We start from the raw sequence: 20115 nt of genomic DNA, 5'->3' as shown, positions 1-20115 counted from the left end.
CTCCCTGGGCGTGCCTCCACGGGCGTGCCTCGACCCGTGCGCCCGGCGTATCGTGGGCGGGTGATCGAAACGCCTATTGCCACCACGTTGTGGGACACCCACCAGCGCCCCCAGCCCGAACCCGGAACCACTCCCGCGGCCTATTCGCCCGAGTGGTATCAATTGTCGGATTCGGTGGAGAGCGGCGAAGGAACCGAACGCCGCGCGCTCACCGACCGAGAGGGCCGACGCCGCAACGTCGAATTCCCCGCGCTTCCCGAGCCACTGCCGCACCCGGTCGTGGACAACCACACCCACCTGGACATGCAGGACGGGTTGGTTCGGGTGTCGGTGATGGACGCGATGGATGTCGCTCAGGCTGCCTCCGTGCGTGGTGTCGTGCAGGCTGGGTGCGACGTGGAGTCCTCACGGTTCGCCGTCTCCGCAGCGCAGTCCGTGCCGGGGGTGCTGGCAGCGGTTGCACTGCATCCGAACGAGGCGCCGTCACTGGCTGCCGCCGGTTCTTTGGCTGATGCGTTGGCGGAGATCGAGGCGCTGGCTTCGGAGGACCGCGTGCGATGCATAGGTGAGACCGGCTTGGACCACGTGCATACTTCCGAAGACGGTTACGCGGCGCAGGAGGAGTCCTTCAAAGCGCACATCGAGTTCGCCAAGAAGCACGACCTGGCTATGCAGATCCACGACCGCGAGGCTCACGACGATGTGGTGCGCGTTCTCCGCGAGGTCGGGGCCCCGGAGCGCACTGTGTTCCACTGCTTCTCCGGCGATCCCGAGTTGGCGCGGATCTGCAATGAGAACGGCTGGTACATGTCCTTCGCGGGGACGGTGACGTTCAAGAACGCGAAGTCCTTGAAAGCTGCCCTGCTCGAAGCCGACCGTTCGCTGATTCTGACCGAGACGGATGCTCCGTTCCTCACCCCGCACCCGTTCCGCGGCCGACCCAACGCCCCCTACATGGTGAACTACACGGTGCGCGGCATGGCCGAGATCCTTTCCGCTGACCTCGAGGAGCTGTGCCAGCAGATCTGGGCCAACTCCGAGAAGGTGTACGGGCAGTTTTAAGGGCCCCGTCCTGGATTTCGGTGGCGGCTGACATCTGAGGCAGCGGTTCGCGCTGAGATCGTGGGCTGCGGACATTTTGGGGAGCGGTTCGCGCTGGGGACGTGGGCGGAGGACATTCTGGGCAGAGGTTCGTAGTGATTCCGGGGTCGATGACATCTGTGGTCGAGGATCGTGGTGATACTAGGCCTTTTGCTACGACCCTCTGCCCTAGATGTGTCTGGCCCCCTCCGATCGACGAACCTCTGTCAGAAATGTTCACGTCTGGGCATCCTGATTCCGCAGGGGCGGGGCGAATGACATCTGAGGTTACTGTTCGCACTGACTCGCGTTGTGTGACTTGCCTCGTGACATCTCGGGGAGCGGTTTGCGCTTACTCGCGTGGTGCGGGTCGCCTCATGACATCTGGGGTTACTGTTCGCGCTGACTCGCGTTGTGTGAGTTGCCTCGTGACATCTCGGGGAGCGGTTCGCGCTTACTTGCGTGGTGTGGGTCGCCACGTGACATCTGGGGTAGCGGTTCACGCCGGGGTCGCGGTCCGACGACATCTGGGGGAGCGGTTCGCCCTGGGGCCGCCGGCGGAGGACATTCTGGGCAGAGGTTCGTAGTGATATCGGGGTCTCTGACATGCGTGGTTGAGGATCGTGGAGATACTAGGCCTTTTGCTGCGACCCTCTGCCCTAGATGTATCTGGCCCCCTCCGATCGACGAACCTCTGCCAGAAATGTTCACGTCTTCCGGTCAATTCCGTATAGGCGGCCTTCTGAATACCGGGAGCCGGCCACCCCGAGTACAGGAATCAGGTGAATACTGGGTTAGCTGCGATCACCAGGGCTCAGAGTGTTCAAGTCGTGTATCGGTCACTCGACTCAGATCGGGCTCGACGCCGAGATGTCCGCCGAGCCACGTCAGCCACTCCGCCAGTCGATCCATTTTGCGCAGGTCGTCGAAGGACACGATTCTTAGCTTCCATCCCAGACCCCGAAGCACCTCGTTCCGGTACATCTCGTCTTTATAGCTCGCATGATCCTGGCTGTGATCGCGGCCGTTGAACTCAACCGCGGTCATGTGCTCGGGCCAGGCGGAATCCAGGATGCTATGACCCCTGGGCGTCTCCACCCGGAAGTTCATGATCGGCCGCGGCATTCCGCAGGCCAGTACCAGCATTCGTGTCAGTGTTTCCATGGCAGACCACGTGGGGAACTGGATATCAGCCAGAGCTCGATGAACCTCTCTGACGGCACGAGATGCAGGCGGTAGTAACTCCAAAGCCTCTCGGATGGATTCGACCGTGAAAACATCCGGCTCAGAAGTTCCAAGGGGCTTCAGTCGGTCGATGCAGAGCATCGCATCGAGAGCAGCCGTGATGGACCATCGATCCATCATGGGCGCCGCGACCACCAGCGCCTCGACCGGATGAACAATGACCGAATCCCACGGGCCCTGATACGAACCAAGACTGTAAGACTTGGTCAACTTCACGTCAGGCAGGGAAGTGCGCCTCCGACCACCGTTCCACTACAATTGGTGAAGGTGTTTCTGATGGCGGCGAAGTTCACCACCGCGAAGTGGTTCGGGATGAGCAAAGATCCGGTTGGCCCAGGGGTAATGGTCCCCGTCGGGCAGTTTCAACAACTTGAGTGCGGTTGTACCGGTGATTCGGACGGTAGAACTCGGCGTACCCAAATGCCTTTGTAACAGCACGGTCCGCTGTAGGTGACTGACCGGCGCGTCTGCTCGGAACCAGTGACCGTAGGCGAGTTGGTGCATCTCCGGATCTCGGTGTAATCGTTCCGTGCGATTAGACCACCGGGCCGTTTCCGCCACGAGCGGCCGAGGTCCGCGATACAAGGTGGTTACATCAGAGCGGTTTGAGGGAGTGGAATCGGGCATGACCAGAATCTACGGAGTGAGCCACGACGATAGGTGTTTTCCACAGGTTCCGACCGCCCGAGTGGGGCCTGAACGGACCGGACTCGACACGTCCAGCTCAACAGCCCCAACAACCAAGTCCCAAGGGCCAAGCCCCAGCTCAACAGCCCCAATGACCAAGTCTCAAGGGCCAATCCCCAGCTCCGCAGCCCCAACGACCAAACCCCGAGGGGCAAGCCTCAGCTCCCCAGCTCCAATGACCAAGCAACGATATTCATCCGTGAGTGCTGCTGACATCTCCGGAAAAGTTGCGCAGCGCGCGGAGGACACGAACATCTGAGGTCGAAGATCACGAAGATACCCGCGGTTTTACGACGATCCTCTGCCATGGGTGTATCGGCCCCAGAATCGCTACGAACCTCTTCCCCAGATGTTCACGGCTGCGGAACATCCCGCGAACTTGTGCCTCAAATGTCGCTCCCCGAGATGTCACTCTCTACACGTCGTTGCCCGCCGGGGCACCCCACCACCCACAACCCGACCACCCATTCAACGTAGGATGAACCGGTGACCGACCAGAGCCTTGACGGCCCGCTCCTGGGCCCCGCAGAAATTCGAGAACTGGCCGAGCGTGCGGGGATTCGCCCCACCAAGACGCTCGGTCAGAACTTCGTGATTGACCCCAATACCATTCGGCGGATCGTGGCTACGGCGCACCTCACCTCGGACGATCATGTCCTGGAGGTGGGGCCGGGACTGGGGTCGTTGACGCTGGGTCTGCTGGCGGCGTCGTCGGCGGTGACGGCGGTGGAAATCGACCCGCCGCTCGCGGCCCAGCTCCCGGAAACGGTCGAGCGTTTCTATCCCGAGGCCGCCTCGCTCCTCAACGTTGTGCTCGACGACGCCGCCCGCGTCACCGACCTGCCCGGCGAGACCCCGCCCACGGCGCTCGTGGCCAACCTGCCGTACAACGTGGCCGTGCCGGTCCTGCTGCACATCTTGGAAATGTTCCCCACCGTGCGCCACGGACTGGTCATGGTGCAGGACGAGGTCGCGGATCGACTGGCCGCTGGACCGGGATCGCGGGTTTACGGAGTGCCTTCGGTGAAAGCGAATTGGTACGCGGCGGTGTCCAAGGCCGGTGTGATCGGTAAGAACGTGTTCTGGCCGGCGCCCAAGATCGCGTCGGGGCTGGTGCGCTTCGAACGACGTGACCCGCCGGCGGACGAGTCGCTGCGCAAGGAAGTGTTCGCCGTGATCGATGCCGCTTTCGCGCAGCGGCGCAAAACTCTGCGTGCGGCGCTGAGCGGCTGGGCCGGATCCGGTGCGAGGGCGGAAGAGATCCTGCGTAACGCCGGAATCGACCCGAGTGAGCGCGGCGAGAAACTGGACGTCAAGGCTTTCGCACGCATCGCCCAGGCCGCGGCGACGATCGCACAGGCACAGGCACAGGCACAGGCACAAACACAGGCAGCGCCGCAACCGGATCACGAACGGAAAGCTCCCGCCACGCCTGAGTCGCAGCCCGAACCGACCACGGAGAACCCCGTATGAGCCCCGCCGGACTGCGGGCATCGGCATCGGCCCCCGCGAAAACGAACTTGGCGCTCCACGTTGGCGACCCCACACCGGACGGGTACCACCCGCTGGAAACCCTGTTCATCGCCGTGGACGTGCGCGAAACCGTGACGGCCTCCGTCAACACGCACGTGGCCCGGCGGGGGAGCGGCGTGATGGTCACGGTGTCCCCGGCACCCGGCAGTGAGTACGCGGAGATGATCCAGTCCGGTACGGCGCGGCTTTCTGACATCCCGCTGGACGATTCGAACCTTGCGGTGCGTGCCGCGCTCGCGGTGAGTGAGGCCCATGGCGACAATCCGGGCATCGAGTTACGCATCGACAAGGCGGTACCCGTGGCCGGCGGCATGGGCGGCGGTTCCGCTGATGCCGCGGCGGCACTCGTGGCCGTGGATGCATTGCTCGCCAAGCACCTCGATCAGCCGCGGCTCGGGCGTCATAGGCTCATGAACATCGGGTCGACTCTCGGCGCAGATGTTCCTTTCATGATCCTGGGCGGCCTGGCCGAGGGCCGAGGCAAGGGCGATGACCTCCGCACCGTCGAGACCGATGATCAGCTGCATCTGGTGTTCGTTCCCCAGGATCAAGGGCTGGCCACTCCGGCGGTGTTCCGGCAGTGGGACCACGCGCACCGCGTTCATACGGCGCACAGATCACAACGCGCACCGGACCCGCTGAACCCCGCTCTCGTACGTGCTGCCGCCATCGGCGATGCTCCAGGTGTGGCCACTTGGGTCCGCAACGATCTTCAATCGCCCGCCCTGGAGTTGCTGCCGGAGTTGGCTACACTGCTCAACCACGGCGTGGACCTCGGTGCCCTTGCGGGTTGGGTCTCCGGCTCGGGCCCCACGGTGTGTTTCCTCGCGGAATCTGCGGAGGCCGCGGAGAACCTGGTCAATGGCCTACGCCGCGAGCATCGCCACGCTTTTTCGACCACCGGGCCCGTGGTGGGTGCCCAACTGATCCCCGAGTGGGGCACAATCTAGAACAATGCGCCCGCGGACGCGGACCTTGATGTGAGGAGACAGCATGCCTATTCGTCCCCACCAGGTTCAAGCCGTGCCCAAGCCACTGGTCGAAGGTTTGGAGAAACTTCGCCAGGACCTCGACATTCCCGAGGACTTTTCGCCCGAGGTTCACGACGCCGCTCTGCACGCCGCGCGACATCCTCGCCTTCCCCGACTGGATCGGACCGATCTGGACTTCGTGACGGTTGACCCCGAGGGGTCCCGGGATCTGGACCAGGCGGTGTTCATCGAGGCGACGGAGCCGGGCTTCACCGTCTGGTACGCCATTGCGGATGTTGCCGCGTTCGTGAGCCCAGGGGATCCCATTGACCTGGAAGCCCATGCCCGCGGGCAGACCTTGTACGGACCTCATCAGCGCACGCCCCTGCATCCGCCGGAGCTTTCGGAGGATGCCGCGAGTCTGCTGGAGAACGAGACTCGTCCCGCGGTGCTGTGGCGGCTCACCTTGGATGCGACAGGACATCAGACGGCGCGCACCGTGCAGCGAGCCTTGATCCGCAGTCGCGCACAGCTCACCTATCGCGAGGTGCAGGACGCCCTGGATCATGGCACCGCCTCCGAATCCCTGCAACTCCTCAAGACCGTGGGTCAACTCCGCGAGCATATCGAACACGAGCGCGGCGGCGTGAGCCTGCAGATCCCAGAGCAGGAGGTGGAAACCTCCAACGGAGAATGGCACATCGTGCACCGCTCCGCTTTGCCGGTCGAGGGCTGGAACGCGCAGATCTCGCTGCTCACGGGCATGGCCGCCGCGGAGATCATGCTCGAAGCCGCCGTCGGCTTGCTCCGCACGTTGCCGCCCGCCGACGCCGCGTCCTTGCGCAAGTTGCGCGAGACCGCCAAGGCCCTGCGGATTGAGTGGCCGCCCGAAATGGACTACCCCGAGTTCGTCCGCACACTGGACCCGGAACGCCCCGATCACGCGGCCATGCTGTACTCGTGCACGCTGTTGTTCCGCGGCGCAGGATATCTGGCCTTCAACGGTCAGACACCGGAGAACTCCCAACACGCGGCTCTGGCCACCCATTATGCGCACGTGACCGCTCCGCTGCGTCGGCTGGTTGATCGTTACGCAAGTGAGGTGTGCCTGGCGCTGTGCGCCGGAGAACTGGTTCCCGAATGGGTCACGGATGCTTTGCCGCAATTGCCCAAGGAGATGGAGTCGTCCAACCGCAAGGCATCCGCGTATGAGCGCGGCATCGTGAACATGGTGGAGACGCTCATGCTCTCCCCGCACGTGGGTCAGGAGTTCACGGGGACCGTTGTCGAGGTCGACGAAACCGGCGAGAAGGGCCGGTTCATCATCAGGAATCCGGCGGTGGAGGCCAGCATCAAGGGCACGGATTTGCCGCTGGGGCAGGAGATTCGTGTGCGGCTGGTCGAGGCGGACACGGCAAACGCCCAATCGCGATTCGAGCTCGTGGAAGCCATTGATGGTGCGGCGTCGTACAGCGCGGCTTCATCCGCCGCAGCTAGTGTCGGAAGCACATCCACAACTGAAAGGTAGGCGTCAATGTCCGTCGTCAAGATCAATGCCATCGAGGTTCCCGAAGGTGCCGGCCCCGAGATCGAAAAGCGCTTTGCTGCCCGCAAGCACTCCGTGGATTCCGAGCCGGGCTTCGAAGGTTTCCAGCTGTTGCGCCCGGTCGCGGGGGAGAACCGGTACTTCGTAGTGACCACGTGGGCCACCGAGGAAGACTTCGTGGCGTGGCGCGACGGCAACGCCCGCCAGGCTCACGCGGGTGAAGCCAAGAAGCCCGTGGCCACCGGAGCCAGCCTGCTCGAGTTCGAGGTCGTCGAGCTCTAACGGCCCTTCAAATGATTCCACCGCCCGTTGACCCACATACCGGTCAGCGGGCGGTATTGAATCGGCCGCGGTAATAGCTGGGCGCCAGGCCGTAGCGCAGGGTGAACGACCGTCGTAGGTTCTCATCGCTGCCGAACCCGGCGAGTCGAGCGGTTTCCGTCACCGTGTGCCCAGCGTCCAACAGCGCCTTGGCCGAGTCCAGCCGCACGTGTTCAATGAATTTCGACGGCGTGAGGTTCAGTTCCGCCCTGAACAGCCGGGTCAGGTGGCGCTCACTGACATTGACCAACGCAGCCAGCGACCCCACGGAGTGCTCGGCACCCGGGTCCGATGTCACGGCGTCGACGGCTCTCTGTAACCCCGGGGTGGCCGGGCTCGGCCAACGTAAGGCGGCCGAGAATTGCGATTGTCCTCCCGCACGCTGCATGTAGACCACCAGCCCGCGGGAGACATTTCGCGCCAGTGCCTCACCGTGGTCGGCGTTCACCAGGGCCAGCGCCAGATCGATGCCGGAGGATACCCCGGCGCTCGTGAACACCGGGCCGTCCTGGGTGTAAAGGGCATCCGGAAGCACATTGATCTCCGGATGCTCGCGCGACAACCGATCCGTGTGCAGCCAATGAGTGGTGGCGCGCCTACCGTCGAGCAGACCGGCTTTGGCCAGTAGAAACGCACCAGTACACACGCTCGCCACACGATGGGACCGGTCGGCCAACTCGCGTGCCGTGGCGATCAGATTTTCGGGAATCGGTTCGTCCACCAGGCATTCGCCGCCGGCCACCACCAGCGTGTCGATCGGGCCGCTTTTCAAGGCCGACGACGCCGCCTCGGTCACCAACGGCGTGCCCACCGTGGTCAGCACGTTGCCACCACTCGGTGAAACGTAGCTCAGGGAGTACTGCGCGCCGTGCAGATTCGCGTCCGAGAAGACCTCTGCGGGGCCGGTGACATCCAGCATTTTCACGCCGGGGAATGTCAGGAAGACAACGTTGTGGGAGTGGGCCATGGGACCAGTATGTCCGAATTTCAGGGATTGCTGGCGTCATGTCCATGGCTTCACGGAGCAATAGTCACCAGACTGATCAGTGAACCAATCGAAAAGGAGCAACACACATGACTGACACCATTGCAGGCATTTCCGTTCCCGATACCAAGCTGACCCGCGAGGTCACCGAGTACATCCGTGATACCGAGAACGATCTGCTCTACCACCACTCTCGTCGAGTTTTCTTCTTCGGTGCCTTCCAGGGCCAGGTGCGCAATCTGTCCGTGGATCACGAGCTGCTCTACGCGGGCGCCATGTTCCACGACATGGGGCTGACCCAGGGTTACATGGATTCCAAGCTCCGTTTCGAGGTGGATGGTGCCAACGCGGTCAAGGAGTTCCTGCTGGACCACGGCACCTCCGCTCAGCGTGCGCATGATGCTTGGCTGGCCATCGCCCTGCACACCACCCCGGGCGTTCCCGAATTCTTGTCCCCGGAGATCGCACTGGTCAGTGCGGGCGTGGAAACCGATGTGCTCGGTATGCACCTGGACGACCTCTCCGACGAACAGCGCAACGCCGTGGTGGAAGCCCACCCCCGTCCGGACTTCAAGAATCGGATCCTCAACGCCTTCAACGACGGCAACGTGCACCGCCCGCACTCCACGTTCGGCAACATGAACGCGGATGTCCTGGAGCACTTCAACCCGGACTTCAAGCGCGACAACTTCGTGGAGATCATCAAGAGCAACGACTGGAGCGAGTAATCCCGCGAGGGCATCGCCATTGATGCGATCTAGTTGAGGCCGTCCACTTCCATGAGGAAGTGGACGGCCTCTGCCATGAATCGGTCGTGCTGCTCCACCTGCGCCCAGTGCCCGCAGTTCGGAACCATGACGAGTCGAGCATCAGGCATCGCGGCTGTCGCTCGGCGAGATCCCTCCGGATCGACCAGCGGATCTTCCGCACCGTGGAAGAAGAGGGCCGGGGCATCGATCTCGGCCACACGATCCGAGAGGTCGTTGAGCATCCGATCTCGACCAATCGTGGCCTGGTTGTAGCGGGTGTACCCCAGGGTGCCCCGGGGTTCTCGGGCCAACCGAACGAACTCCTCGACCACCGGCTCCGGCAGGGTAGCCGGATCTTTGACCATGGAGTTCAAGCTGGCCCGCACGAATCGGTTGGCGAAACGGCCCAGGGGGAGGAGCATCGCGTCCGGTAGCCGCGATGCGTACCAGGCCGCTCGCTGCGCCCACGGGGACTTCAAAGCCGGAGTCAAACCACCCGGCGCAACCAGGATCATCCCGGCAACCAGTGGAGCGTGTGACAGCGCCAGGTTGAGAGCGGCGTCCCCGCCCATGGACACCCCGCACACGATTGCGGAATCGATGCCCAGAACCCTCAGCACCTCCGCCAGCAGATCTGCCATATCGGCGGGACTGCCCACCGGGTCCACGAACATGCTGCGTCCGAACCCCGGCAGATCCACTGCCCACGCCTGACGGTCGGTGCTTAGCGGTTCGAATAACCGGTACCAGGAGATGGCCGAGCAATCGGTTCCACCGCCATGGATCAGGAGAAGCGGCAATCTGCCGGAGACCGCCGGCCCCGCACGGAGCACCCCCAAGGAGCCCACGGAGGTTTCGACGTACCGTTCCTGGGTCGCTGCCGGGGTCAACATGCCCTCACCATATCCGGCCGACGAGCGTTGGCCCGAGGCTTACTCCAGCGCCTCGCCCAACTCCAGCCACCGCATCTCCAGCTCGTCCATCTGCTCTTGCAGCTCGGACTTCTTGGCGGACAGCTTGCCCAGCCCCTCGAAATCGGAGGGATCCGCTGCGGCCATGGTCTCGTCCAGGGCCTCGGCTTCCTTGTTGAGTTTCTGCAGCTTGCGTTCGACGGCGCCCAGTTCCTTCTGCGCGGCGCGCGCTTCGGAGCCGGAGAGTTTGGGCTCCAAAGCTGAGCCCGCGGCGGCGTCGGCACCGGAACCCGAAGAAGAAGCCGCCATCGGATTGGAGGCACCGGCCGAGCCAGCGGCCGACCCCGAATCGGAGGAGGCCGAGAGCTTCAGGTATTCCTCGACCCCGCCGGGCAGGTGGCGGAATTGGCCGTTGATCACCGCGTACTGCTGATCGGTCACGCGCTCCAGTAGGTACCGGTCGTGGGAGACCACCAGGAGCGTGCCGGGCCAGGTGTCCAGGAGGTCTTCCATGGCGGCGAGCATGTCCGTGTCCAGGTCGTTGGAGGGCTCGTCGAGGATCAGCACGTTGGGCTCGTCCAGCAGGATCATCAGCAACTGCAGGCGGCGTTTCTGCCCACCGGACAGATCCTTGACCGGGGTCTTGAGCTGCGCGGACGTGAATCCGAGTCGCTCGAGAAGCTGGGTGGGGCTCATCTCCTTACCCTCGGTCACGTAGCTGGTCTTCTTGCTGGCGACCACGTCCGAGACGCGGTCGTTGGCGACGTCGTCGAGTTCCGCCAGCTGCTGCGTGAGCGTGGAGATCTTCACGGTCTTGCCGCGCTTGACCCGCCCGGTGGTGGGGGAGACCGCGCCCGTGACCAGGCCCAACAGCGTGGACTTGCCCGCGCCATTGACACCCAGGATGCCTGTGCGCTCGCCAGGGGCGATCAGCCACGTGACGTCCTTGAGCACGTTGGTGGTGCCGTTGGCGCCCTCGAAGGACACCGAGACGTCCTCGATGTCCACCACGTCCTTGCCCAGCCGGGACACGGCCATGCGCGAGAGCGAGACCGAATCGCGGGGCGGGGGAACATCGGAAATCAATTGGTTGGCGGCGTCGATGCGGAACTTGGGCTTGGAGGTGCGAGCGGGTGCGCCGCGGCGCAACCACGCGAGTTCCTTGCGCATGAGGTTCTGCCGCTTCTGCTCGACCACGGCGTTCTGCCGGTCGCGCTCCACGCGCTGCAGTACGTAGGCTGCGTAGCCACCTTCGAATGGCTCGACCATGCGGTCGTGGACCTCCCATGTGTCCGTGCACACGGCGTCCAGGAACCAGCGGTCGTGAGTGACGACCACCAGTGCGCCCGAGTTCTTGGACCAACGGTTGTTCAAGTGCTTGGCCAGCCACGTGATGCCGTCCACGTCCAGGTGGTTGGTGGGCTCGTCCAGGAAGATGACGTCCCAATCCTGGGCCAGCAGGCTGGCCAGGGCCACGCGGCGCCGTTGCCCGCCGGAGAGCTCGCTGACGTCCGTGTCCCAATCCACGTCCGAGACCAGGCCGGAAATCACGTCACGCACCTTGGCATTCGAGGCCCAGACATGGTCGGGAACATCGCCGACGACGGCGTGCCCCACCGTCTGATTCGGGTCCAGCGTGTCCGCCTGGTCCAGCATGCCCACGGTGGTTCCCGAGCGTACGGTGACCCGCCCGCCGTCGGGATCGATGCGGCCGGCGAGCAGGCGCATCAGCGTTGACTTGCCGTCGCCATTGCGCCCGACAATGCCAATCCGGTCACCCTGATCGATGCCTATGGAGACCGCGTCGAAAACGGTCTTGGTCGGATACTCGAGGTGCAGATTCTCTCCGCCAATCAGATGTGCCACGCAGGCCAGGATACAAGCGTCAGGGTCATCCGGGAGAAGTGCCAGATTGGCGTGGGAGACTTGACCCATGCAAGAGACTTACGTGACCGCCCCCGTGGCCGGGACGGTTTTGGATATTCCCCAGGACTTGGCGAGCGCCGTCGAACATGTTCGCGAGCACCCGGGGCCCGTGGAAATCACGCTGGGCGCGGACCGTCCAGTGGGTCTCCACATGGGAAGTATGGTGCGTCGACAGGCAGGCGATCAGTTGCGCAAGGCCGGCGCCGATCCGCTGATCCTGCGCGCACCGGTGTCCGTGGACGAGGACATGCCTGACGAGGGCGTGATCGCCGAGGCCGACGCCGCTCTGGTCCTGGCCCACGGCGTGGGCGCCCAGGCGCTCGTGCTCGCGTTGGGCGGCGTCACCCACCGCGGTCGACAGCGGCAACGGCTGTACTCCATGGTGGCCGCGCTCGCAGAAGCGGCTTCGGCTCAGGACGTGCGACTGCTCATGCAGAACCACACCACCGTGGACGAAGTGGTCATGCTCCTGGTACTCCTGGACCGAGAATTCGATCAGGACACCCTGGACGTTACCGAACCCGAGGTCACCTCACTCGCTTGGGACATGTCCCGCTCTCGAGGAGCAGGCCAGTCCGACGCAGATGCGTGGGGATTCGTGCAGCGTGCAGCCAAACGCGCTCCCGTGCTCGTGCGCGGACTGGAGCCGGGGGAGACCCGCCACCTCGCCCAGGCGTTACCGGGTTTCGAGGAGGCCATGGCCAACGGCCGCGTGGTCACGGTGGAACACTGCTCGGGATCGCACTGACCGAAGTTCGGGAAATGTTATGGTAATTTTCCGTGCATCCCGTGTGGTGCACGGTTGTGTTGTCACGGCAGTGACGACCTTTCCGCCATGGTGTAATTGGCAGCACACCGGCCTTTGGAGCCGTGAGTCTAGGTTCGAGTCCTAGTGGCGGAACGTACGAACCACCCAGGTGCAGATGGGTTCCACCACCTGACGAGCAACCACGAGGAGTTAGCTCAGTGAGCATCGTCGATACCGCGGCCGATCAGAGCGCCGCGACCGGCGGGTCCAACCCCGCAGCAATCATCGTCCTGGCCGCAGGCAAGGGCACCCGCATGAAGTCCAAGACCCCCAAGATCTTGCATGAGATCGGGGGTCGTTCCATGGTGGGGCACGCCCTCAAAGTCGCGCGGGAACTGAACCCGGAGCAGCTCGTGGCGGTCATTCGTCACCAGCGGGACCTCGTGGAAGCGCACATCAATGAGCTGGATTCCGGTGTGTTGATTGCCGACCAGTCGGACGTTCCCGGCACCGGCAGTGCAGTGGATGCGGGTCTGGAAGTTCTGGACCGTGAAGCTCCGGTGTCCGGCACCGTGGTCGTGACGTACGGCGACGTTCCGCTACTCACCGCACAGACCCTGCAGGACTTCGTGACCTACCACCGCGACCACGGCAACGCCGTGACGGTGCTGACCGCGGATCACCCCGCTCCGGGCAAGTACGGCCGCATCCTGCGGGACGAGAACGGCCAGCTCGCGGAGATCAAGGAATTCAAGGACGCCACCGAGGAAGAGCGCGCGGTCGTGGAGGTCAACTCCGGCATCTTCGCCTTCGACGCTGCCGTGTTGCGCGATTCCCTGGCCCAGGTGGACACCAACAACGCTCAGGCCGAGAAGTACCTCACGGATGTTCCCAAGCTCGCTCGGGCCGCGGGCCACCGCGTGGACGCCCTGAAGATGACGGACTACATGGAGCTCGAGGGTGCCAACGACCGAGAGCAGCTCTCGGAACTCGGCGCATACCTCAATAAGCGCACCCTCAAGATGCACATGGCCAACGGCGTGACGGTCGTTGATCCGGGTACCACGTGGATCGATGACACCGTGCAGATCGAGCAGGACGTCACCATCCTGCCCGGTACTCAACTGCACGGTGCCACGCGAATTGCCGAGGACGCCGTCGTCGGCCCGGACACCTCCCTCACCAACGTGACCGTGGGCAACGGCGCAACCGTGATCCGCACCCACGGCAGCGACGCCGAATTGGGTGCGGGCGCGTCCGTGGGTCCGTTCGCGTATCTGCGTCCGGGCACCGTGCTGGGCGCCAAGGGCAAGATCGGCACCTTCGTGGAGACCAAGAACTCGACCATTGGCGAAGGCTCCAAGATCCCGCACCTGTCCTACGTGGGCGACGCGACGATCGGCGAGCACTCGAACATCGGTGCGGCCTCCGTGTTCGTTAATTACGACGGCGTCAACAAGCACCGCACCGTGGTGGGCAACCACGTGCGCATGGGCTCGGACAACATGTACGTTGCGCCCGTGACCATTGGCGACGGCGCCTACTCCGGTGCCGGCACCACCGTCCGCAAGGACGTGCCCGCCGGCGCACTGGCCCTCACCGAGGGGAATCAAGTCATCGTGGAAGGATGGGTGCAGAAGCACCGTCCCGGAACCGATGCCGCTAAGGCTGCGGAAGCGTCCAACGGCTCCTAAAACTCTGACCGCGCATCCCAGGCCTGAACCGGGCACGAGACACGCGACCAGCGCTCCATCAAGCATTTCGAGGAAAGCGAGTTCACATGACCGGAATTACGAATGCGGGGTCGAACCGCATGGTTCTGCTCTCGGGTCGTGCACATCCGCAGCTGGCGCAGGACATCGCGCGCGAACTGGGCACCGAACTGGTCCCCACCGACGCGTACGACTTTGCCAACGGTGAGACCTACGTGCGATTCGGTGAGTCGGTGCGTGGCGCGGATGCGTTCCTCATCCAGTCCCACCCGGCACCCATCAACCAGTGGGTGATGGAACAGCTGATCATGATCGACTCGCTCAAGCGCGCATCGGCCAAGTCCATCACCGTGGTCAGCCCGTTCTACCCGTACGCCCGCCAGGACAAGAAACACCGCGGTCGTGAGCCCATTTCCGCTCGTCTGATTTCTGATCTGTACAAGACCGCCGGCGCTGACCGTCTGATGTCCGTGGACCTGCACACCGCGCAGATCCAGGGCTTCTTCGACGGCCCCGTGGATCACCTCATGGCCATCCCGCTGTTGAGCGACTACGTGCGTTCCGTGGTGGACGAGTCCAACGTGACCGTGGTGTCCCCGGACACCGGCCGTGTGCGCGTGGCCGAGCAGTGGGCCGAACGTCTGGGCGGTGCACCGCTGGCCTTCGTCCACAAGACGCGTGACATCAACGTTCCCAACCAGGCCGAGTCCAAGCAGGTCGTGGGCGACATCGAGGGCCGTACCTGCGTGCTTATCGACGACATGATCGACACCGGTGGAACCATCACCGGCGCTGTCCGCGTGCTGCGGGACAACGGCGCCAAGGATGTCATCATTGCCGCCACTCATGCGGTGTTCTCGGACCCCGCGGTGGAGCGCCTGGCCAACTGTGGTGCCATGAAGGTTGTCGTCACCGACACCCTGCCGGTTCCGAAGGAGCACCAGTTCGAGAACCTCGAGGTCATCTCGATCGCACCGTTGATCGCGCGTGCCATCCAGGAAGTCTTCGAGGACGGCTCGGTGACCAGCCTGTTCAACGGCCGGTCCTGACCCGCATGATCCGCGTCCGGTTCCCCTGAACCGTGACATGAAAAAGCCACCCGCCGGAATCCGGCGGGTGGCTTTTTCATGTCTGGCGGGTGGAACCCTTAGCGGGTGACCCACACGTGGTTGGTCGCGGAGGACCAGCGCACGGTGTAGCCCTTGGAGAAGCGCTGGTGCACTTGGTTGCCCACGCGGTACTCGTCGGTCACGGGGAACCCGTAGCCGCGCTCATGACCGCGCTTGCTCCAGAACTTACCGATGGCCCCATACTCCTTGATGGTGTTGGAACCGGTGGACGGTGTCCACATGACCTTGTGGGTGCGGCCGGAGGCCGTGGTGAAGCTCTGGTAGGCACCGCCGGAGATGGAGCGCTCTTCCGTGGACGGGAAGCCCAGTCCGCGCTCGCGACCGGTCTGCACGAACTTGTTGCCGATGCTCGAGGTGTTGCGCACCATGTGGGCACCGGTACGCGGGTGCCAGTACGCGGTGGCCTTCACGCCGTTGCGCACGAACTCCTGGTAGCGACCACCCGAAGCGGCAGCGCGCTCCGGGGTCACGGCCTGGCCCCACTTGGCGGCACCGCCGGTGGCGCGGTAAATGGAACCGATACCGCCGCTCACCGAGTAAGACTGGTTCACCGCATTGGTGCTCGGCGCGCGACCGCCCAGCGGCTTGTAGTTGCGAGAGCTGGCCATGGACTGCAACTGGGCCCAGGATCCGCGGTACTGGTTGGAGTCACCGGAGAAGGGGCCCGAGGCCGAGAACTGCCAAATGTCGTACGTGGACCAACCGTTGGGCATGGCCCCGGCACCGGTGGTGTTGTACGCGGCGATGTGCAGCGGGTGGGTGTTGAACTGCGCGGTGTTACCCGTGCAGGTGCGCCACCAGTCGGTGGTCGTGTAGATCGCGGGCAGGCGGCCGGTGCGCTGCTTGTAGCGGTCCGAGAAGGACTTGATCCACGAGTTCATCTGCGGCTGGGACATGTTGTAGCACGTGTTGCCCAAGCTCGAGTACGGGTTGTACTCGATGTCCAGCAGACCGGGCAGGGTCTTGCCGTCCGCGGACCAACCTCCGCCGTTGTTCACGAAGTAGTCGGCCTGGGCCGCACCGGAGGACACGCTCGGCAGGGCGAAGTGGTACGCACCGCGGATCATGCCCACGTTGTAGGAGCCGCTGTACTGCGACGCGAACGAGGGGGACTTGTAACCGGTTCCCTCGGTGGCCTTCACGTACGCGAAGCGCGCGCCCTTGGAGTACTCGGCACTCCAGTTCACGGTGGGCTGCCAACCGGACACGTCCATTCCCATGATGCCCGCGGGGCGCCACGTGTTGGCCTGGATCATCAGGGACATCGAACCAGCCGGGCCCACTGTCTGGGTGCTGGACGGATCGGATTCCGGGCTCTCCCGGGTTTCCGGGGTCACGGCACCGACCGACGCCGACGCCGCCGGGGCGGTTTTCGTGTCGAGTTCCTTTTCGACCTGCTCGAGTTCCGCTTCGGACTCGGGGGACAGGTTGGTGGTTTCATCCATTGACTTCATGCGCTGACCCATGGTGGCGCCGGGGTTCTTATCCCCGGTCTTGGGCGGTGCGCTCGGAAGCTTGGGATCTTTGACCACGGTGTCGAGTTCTTCGGTTTCCACGGACACCACGTTGCCGCGGTCGGGATCGAGGTTCTCAGTGGGGGTTTCGGCAGCAATGGCCGGAGCGAATGTGGTGAATGCCAGAATAGCCGCGGTAACGGCAGCGGGCAGGGCTGTCTTTCGGGGGGAGATCACACGAATTGCCTAACTGGGGGATGGTGCGCGGGGGCGCTTGGGCATTGGGGGCATCAAGATTCTAAACAACTTTCAGGGAATTAATGGATTAATTTTCGAGAATCGATCACGAAAGCATTTCAAGGCTGCAAATTTTCGGTTTCGTACACGACCGGTTCGCCGGGACTTAACCGAGGTTGCCCTTCACCGCGCAAGGCAGTGAAGGGCCACGAGGAAGTGTCGACGGCACGGTGACGGTCCGTCGAGAAGACGGTCAGTAGGCGCCGTCGGAGGCGAAAACCGCCTTGAAGGTCCGTAACAAAATGATCATGTCCTGAACCGGGGACCAGTTCTCCACGTAGTACAGGTCCAACCGGACGGACTGTTCCCAATCCAGATCGGAGCGACCGGAGACCTGCCACAAGCCGGTGATACCAGGACGCACCCGGAGTCTGCGGTAGACGTGCTTCTCGTACCGGTCCACTTCGGAGGCCAGAGGAGGCCGGGGACCTACCAGGGACATGGAGCCGCCCAAAACGTTGAAGAACTGGGGGAGTTCGTCCAGGCTGTAGCGCCGCATCCACTTTCCGGGGCGGGTGACGCGCGGGTCGTCCTTCATCTTGAACAGCACACCACCCTGCGACTCGTTGGCCGCCAGCAGCGCGGCCTTTCGCTCCTCGGCATCCACATACATGGAACGGAACTTGAGCATCCTGAACCGGCTGCCGTCAATGCCCACTCGCTCCTGTGCGAAGAAGGCAGGACCGCCGTCGTGCATCTTGACGATCAGGCCGAGTACGAGCAACACGGGCGACAGAATGAGCAGCGCACAAGACGCCCCCACGATGTCGGTGCCGCGCTTGATCATCTTCTTGGACCGAGTGAAACGCGGGGTGGCCACGTGGATGAGCGGTAGCCCGGCCAGTTGTTGCGTGTGGATGCGGGGGCCTGCAATGTCGGTCAGGCCCGTGTTCATGACCAATCGGATGTGCTCATCAGCCAGCGCCCACCCCAGGTGGCGGATCTCGCGCGTACTCAGGGGTACCGATGCGGTCATGACCAGGGTCTCGATGCGGTTCTCGCAGCACGCCTGCACGATTCCGGCCACGCTGGGACGAACACCGTGTTCCAACGTATTGACCGGCATTTCGACGTGAGCCAGTTCTTCGGGAACGTCCCGTCGTGAGCGCGGCATGTACACGGCCACCGGTTTGAAACCGGCATCCGGGCGGCGCTGGAGCTCATCCACCATCTCCACGGCGCCGGGGAAACGGCCGATGATCATGGTGCGGGACATAGCCTGGCCCTTGAAGCGCCGTTGCATCAGGTTGTGCCGTGCCACGAAGCGGCCGCTGATCAACGTGAGAAGACCGAGCGGGAGGGCGATGAGGACGTAACCGCGCGCCGTCGGAATGTCGAAGGCGTAGGACACGATAGCGATCGCGCCGAAAAGGACCAGGGTGGAGGTGACCACTTGTTTGGTTTCTTCGACACCATTACCGATCAAACGGACTCCGCGCGTGCCGCGCAACTCCAACCAGGCCCACCAACCCAGTCCGAGAATGACACCGACCAACCAATACGGAACGGGAATTGATTCGAGCGGGAGGAACCCGTCGCCCAAGCCGAAACGGATCAATTGGCTCAACGCCAACGCCACTGCTAACGCCAGGGCATCGGATATCCGCAGAGTCTGCTGGTATTTCTCACGCCACAACGCTTGCGTGTGGCGCACTGTTGGCTCCTTGAACATGATCGTCGGTCCCTCCCCCTGAAAACGGTCGACGAGAGTGCATAAAAACTTGCACCGCGTCGGTACGGCTGTGATGAGTGAGGCGGCCGCACCGTGGAATCTCCCCCGAGATTCACGCTTCCCACGATAGCGTGATTCACCCGCGAACGGCCCCTGTCCAGGACATATGGGTACATAACGGGGGACGAGCCTGTGAGCGGTTCGGGAGATAAGGACCCGTGGTATTCTGGGAAAGTTGCCAAGGCGAGGGGGTGGCGTATTTTGCTGCCCCGTTATCGACGACGGCTGGTGGGATCGTGAACTCCCGTGACCTCACGGAACGGGAGCGCCATGCGGTACCGCACCACGTCGGTTTGCTGACCGGTTCAACGATTGGTGCGAGTGCCATTCGGCGGTCAGTGTGGTGACGAGCCGATAACCCACAATCTAAGGAGTCCCACCATGGTGGATATCATCAACATTCCCGGTACGCTGCGCACCGAGTTCGGCAAGGGCTACGCCCGCCGCGTGCGTCAGAACAACCAGATCCCCGCAGTGATCTACGGTCACGGTGCCGAGCCCCTGCACGTGGTCCTGCCCGGCCACGAAATGATGCTGGCTTCCCGTAACCCCAACGCTGTGCTCGAAATCAACGTTGACGGTGACGGCCACCTGGCCATGATCAAGGAAGTTCAGCGTCACGCTGTGCGTCCCGAGATCCTGCACATTGACCTGCTCACCGTGCGCCGCGGCGAGCGCGTGGAGGTCGAGATCCCGGTTCACGTCGAGGGTGAGGTCGCACCGACCGCCGTGCACAACGTGGAAGAGAACGTTCTGGTCATCGAGGCCGACGCGCTCAAGGTCCCCGAGTACGTCGTGGTCAACATCGACGCTCTCGAGCCGGGCGAGCACGTCTACGCCAAGGACATCACCCTGCCCAGTGGCGTGGCACTGATCTCGGACGAGGAACTGCTCGTCATCAACGTCTCCGAGCCGGTCCAGCAGGACCTGGGCGAGGAGCCGGAAGAAGGCGAAGAGGCTGCTGAGGGCGAGGAAGCCGCTGACGAAGAGGCCCCCGCCGAGGACGCAGAGTAAGTATTTCTTCACCCGCGCGGCCTTGCACGGGCGGCGCAGTGAAGTGATCGAACGCGGCGGCAGGTACCCACGGG

At 63.7% G+C, this 20115-nt stretch carries 16 protein-coding genes and 1 tRNA gene; 11 read left to right on the top strand and 6 right to left on the bottom strand.

What is annotated here, in order from left to right:
• The first annotated feature begins 60 nt into the window (after positions 1–60).
• The gene (locus CKW39_RS03740) at positions 61–1062 is read left to right on the top strand and encodes a TatD family hydrolase (protein WP_095796819.1); all 1002 of its coding nucleotides are present in this window, start codon (positions 61–63) and stop codon (positions 1060–1062) included.
• 822 nt (positions 1063–1884) lie between these two features.
• Here the strand turns inward: CKW39_RS03740 and CKW39_RS03735 are convergent.
• Positions 1885–2541 (bottom strand): hypothetical protein, encoded by a 657-nt coding sequence (locus tag CKW39_RS03735; protein WP_095796818.1) that lies wholly within the window; start codon positions 2539–2541, stop codon positions 1885–1887.
• A 957-nt stretch (positions 2542–3498) separates the two neighbouring features.
• Between CKW39_RS03735 and rsmA the strand changes: the two genes are divergently transcribed.
• From rsmA to CKW39_RS03715, 4 genes are read left to right on the top strand one after another with little or no spacing between them, the layout of a single operon-like run.
• A complete protein-coding gene (gene rsmA / locus CKW39_RS03730; protein WP_095796817.1) occupies positions 3499–4485 on the top strand; it encodes a 16S rRNA (adenine(1518)-N(6)/adenine(1519)-N(6))-dimethyltransferase RsmA in 987 nt (328 codons plus the stop codon).
• Entirely contained in the window at positions 4482–5495 is a 1014-nt protein-coding gene (locus CKW39_RS03725; protein WP_095796816.1) for a 4-(cytidine 5'-diphospho)-2-C-methyl-D-erythritol kinase, read from the top strand. The genes rsmA and CKW39_RS03725 overlap by 4 nt, the downstream gene beginning before the upstream one ends.
• A gap of 43 nt (positions 5496–5538) precedes the next feature.
• On the top strand, positions 5539–7044 hold the full coding sequence (locus tag CKW39_RS03720) for an RNB domain-containing ribonuclease (RefSeq protein WP_095796815.1): 1506 nt from the start codon (positions 5539–5541) through the stop codon (positions 7042–7044).
• A 6-nt stretch (positions 7045–7050) separates the two neighbouring features.
• Positions 7051–7344 carry an antibiotic biosynthesis monooxygenase gene (locus tag CKW39_RS03715; protein WP_095796814.1) on the top strand — a complete coding sequence of 98 codons (294 nt, stop codon included), beginning with the start codon at positions 7051–7053 and terminating at the stop codon, positions 7342–7344.
• 43 nt (positions 7345–7387) lie between these two features.
• Here CKW39_RS03715 and CKW39_RS03710 read toward each other — a convergent pair whose 3' ends face one another.
• A complete protein-coding gene (locus CKW39_RS03710) occupies positions 7388–8350 on the bottom strand; it encodes a GlxA family transcriptional regulator (protein ID WP_095796813.1) in 963 nt (320 codons plus the stop codon).
• Positions 8351–8457: 107 nt separating this feature from the next.
• Here CKW39_RS03710 and CKW39_RS03705 point away from each other — a divergent pair, with 107 nt between their 5' ends.
• Positions 8458–9096, top strand: coding sequence for an HD domain-containing protein (locus tag CKW39_RS03705; protein WP_095796812.1), 639 nt, complete (start codon positions 8458–8460; stop codon positions 9094–9096).
• Positions 9097–9125: 29 nt separating this feature from the next.
• Here CKW39_RS03705 and CKW39_RS03700 read toward each other — a convergent pair whose 3' ends face one another.
• Positions 9126–10010: an alpha/beta fold hydrolase gene (locus tag CKW39_RS03700; protein WP_095796811.1), complete on the bottom strand. Its 885-nt coding sequence runs from the start codon at positions 10008–10010 to the stop codon at positions 9126–9128.
• 39 nt (positions 10011–10049) lie between these two features.
• Positions 10050–11894, bottom strand: a complete 1845-nt coding sequence (locus CKW39_RS03695; protein ID WP_095796985.1) for an ABC-F family ATP-binding cassette domain-containing protein — start codon at positions 11892–11894, stop codon at positions 10050–10052.
• Positions 11895–11961: 67 nt separating this feature from the next.
• Here CKW39_RS03695 and CKW39_RS03690 point away from each other — a divergent pair, with 67 nt between their 5' ends.
• The 4 genes from CKW39_RS03690 to CKW39_RS03675 all read left to right on the top strand — a co-directional run bounded on the left by CKW39_RS03690 (position 11962) and on the right by CKW39_RS03675 (position 15463).
• Entirely contained in the window at positions 11962–12702 is a 741-nt protein-coding gene (locus CKW39_RS03690; protein WP_095796810.1) for a hypothetical protein, read from the top strand.
• 81 nt (positions 12703–12783) lie between these two features.
• Positions 12784–12855, top strand: a tRNA-Gln gene (locus tag CKW39_RS03685).
• A gap of 65 nt (positions 12856–12920) precedes the next feature.
• On the top strand, positions 12921–14396 hold the full coding sequence (glmU, locus tag CKW39_RS03680; protein WP_095796809.1) for a bifunctional UDP-N-acetylglucosamine diphosphorylase/glucosamine-1-phosphate N-acetyltransferase GlmU: 1476 nt from the start codon (positions 12921–12923) through the stop codon (positions 14394–14396).
• A gap of 86 nt (positions 14397–14482) precedes the next feature.
• The gene (locus CKW39_RS03675; protein ID WP_095796808.1) at positions 14483–15463 is read left to right on the top strand and encodes a ribose-phosphate diphosphokinase; all 981 of its coding nucleotides are present in this window, start codon (positions 14483–14485) and stop codon (positions 15461–15463) included.
• Positions 15464–15561: 98 nt separating this feature from the next.
• Here the strand turns inward: CKW39_RS03675 and CKW39_RS03670 are convergent, their stop codons facing one another.
• Complete coding sequence (locus CKW39_RS03670) at positions 15562–17235, bottom strand: GH25 family lysozyme (RefSeq protein ID WP_095796807.1); 1674 nt, start codon at positions 17233–17235, stop codon at positions 15562–15564.
• 253 nt (positions 17236–17488) lie between these two features.
• A complete protein-coding gene (locus CKW39_RS03665; RefSeq protein WP_095796806.1) occupies positions 17489–18967 on the bottom strand; it encodes a sugar transferase in 1479 nt (492 codons plus the stop codon).
• A 441-nt stretch (positions 18968–19408) separates the two neighbouring features.
• On the opposite strand from CKW39_RS03665, the gene CKW39_RS03660 reads away from it, so the two are divergent.
• Complete coding sequence (locus CKW39_RS03660; RefSeq protein WP_095796805.1) at positions 19409–20041, top strand: 50S ribosomal protein L25/general stress protein Ctc; 633 nt, start codon at positions 19409–19411, stop codon at positions 20039–20041.
• Positions 20042–20115: the final 74 nt, after the last annotated feature.

It is taken from the genome of Kocuria sp. WRN011 (genome assembly GCF_002295155.1).
Lineage (GTDB): Bacteria > Actinomycetota > Actinomycetes > Actinomycetales > Micrococcaceae > Kocuria > Kocuria carniphila.
This window is presented reverse-complemented; position numbering and strand designations above follow the sequence as displayed.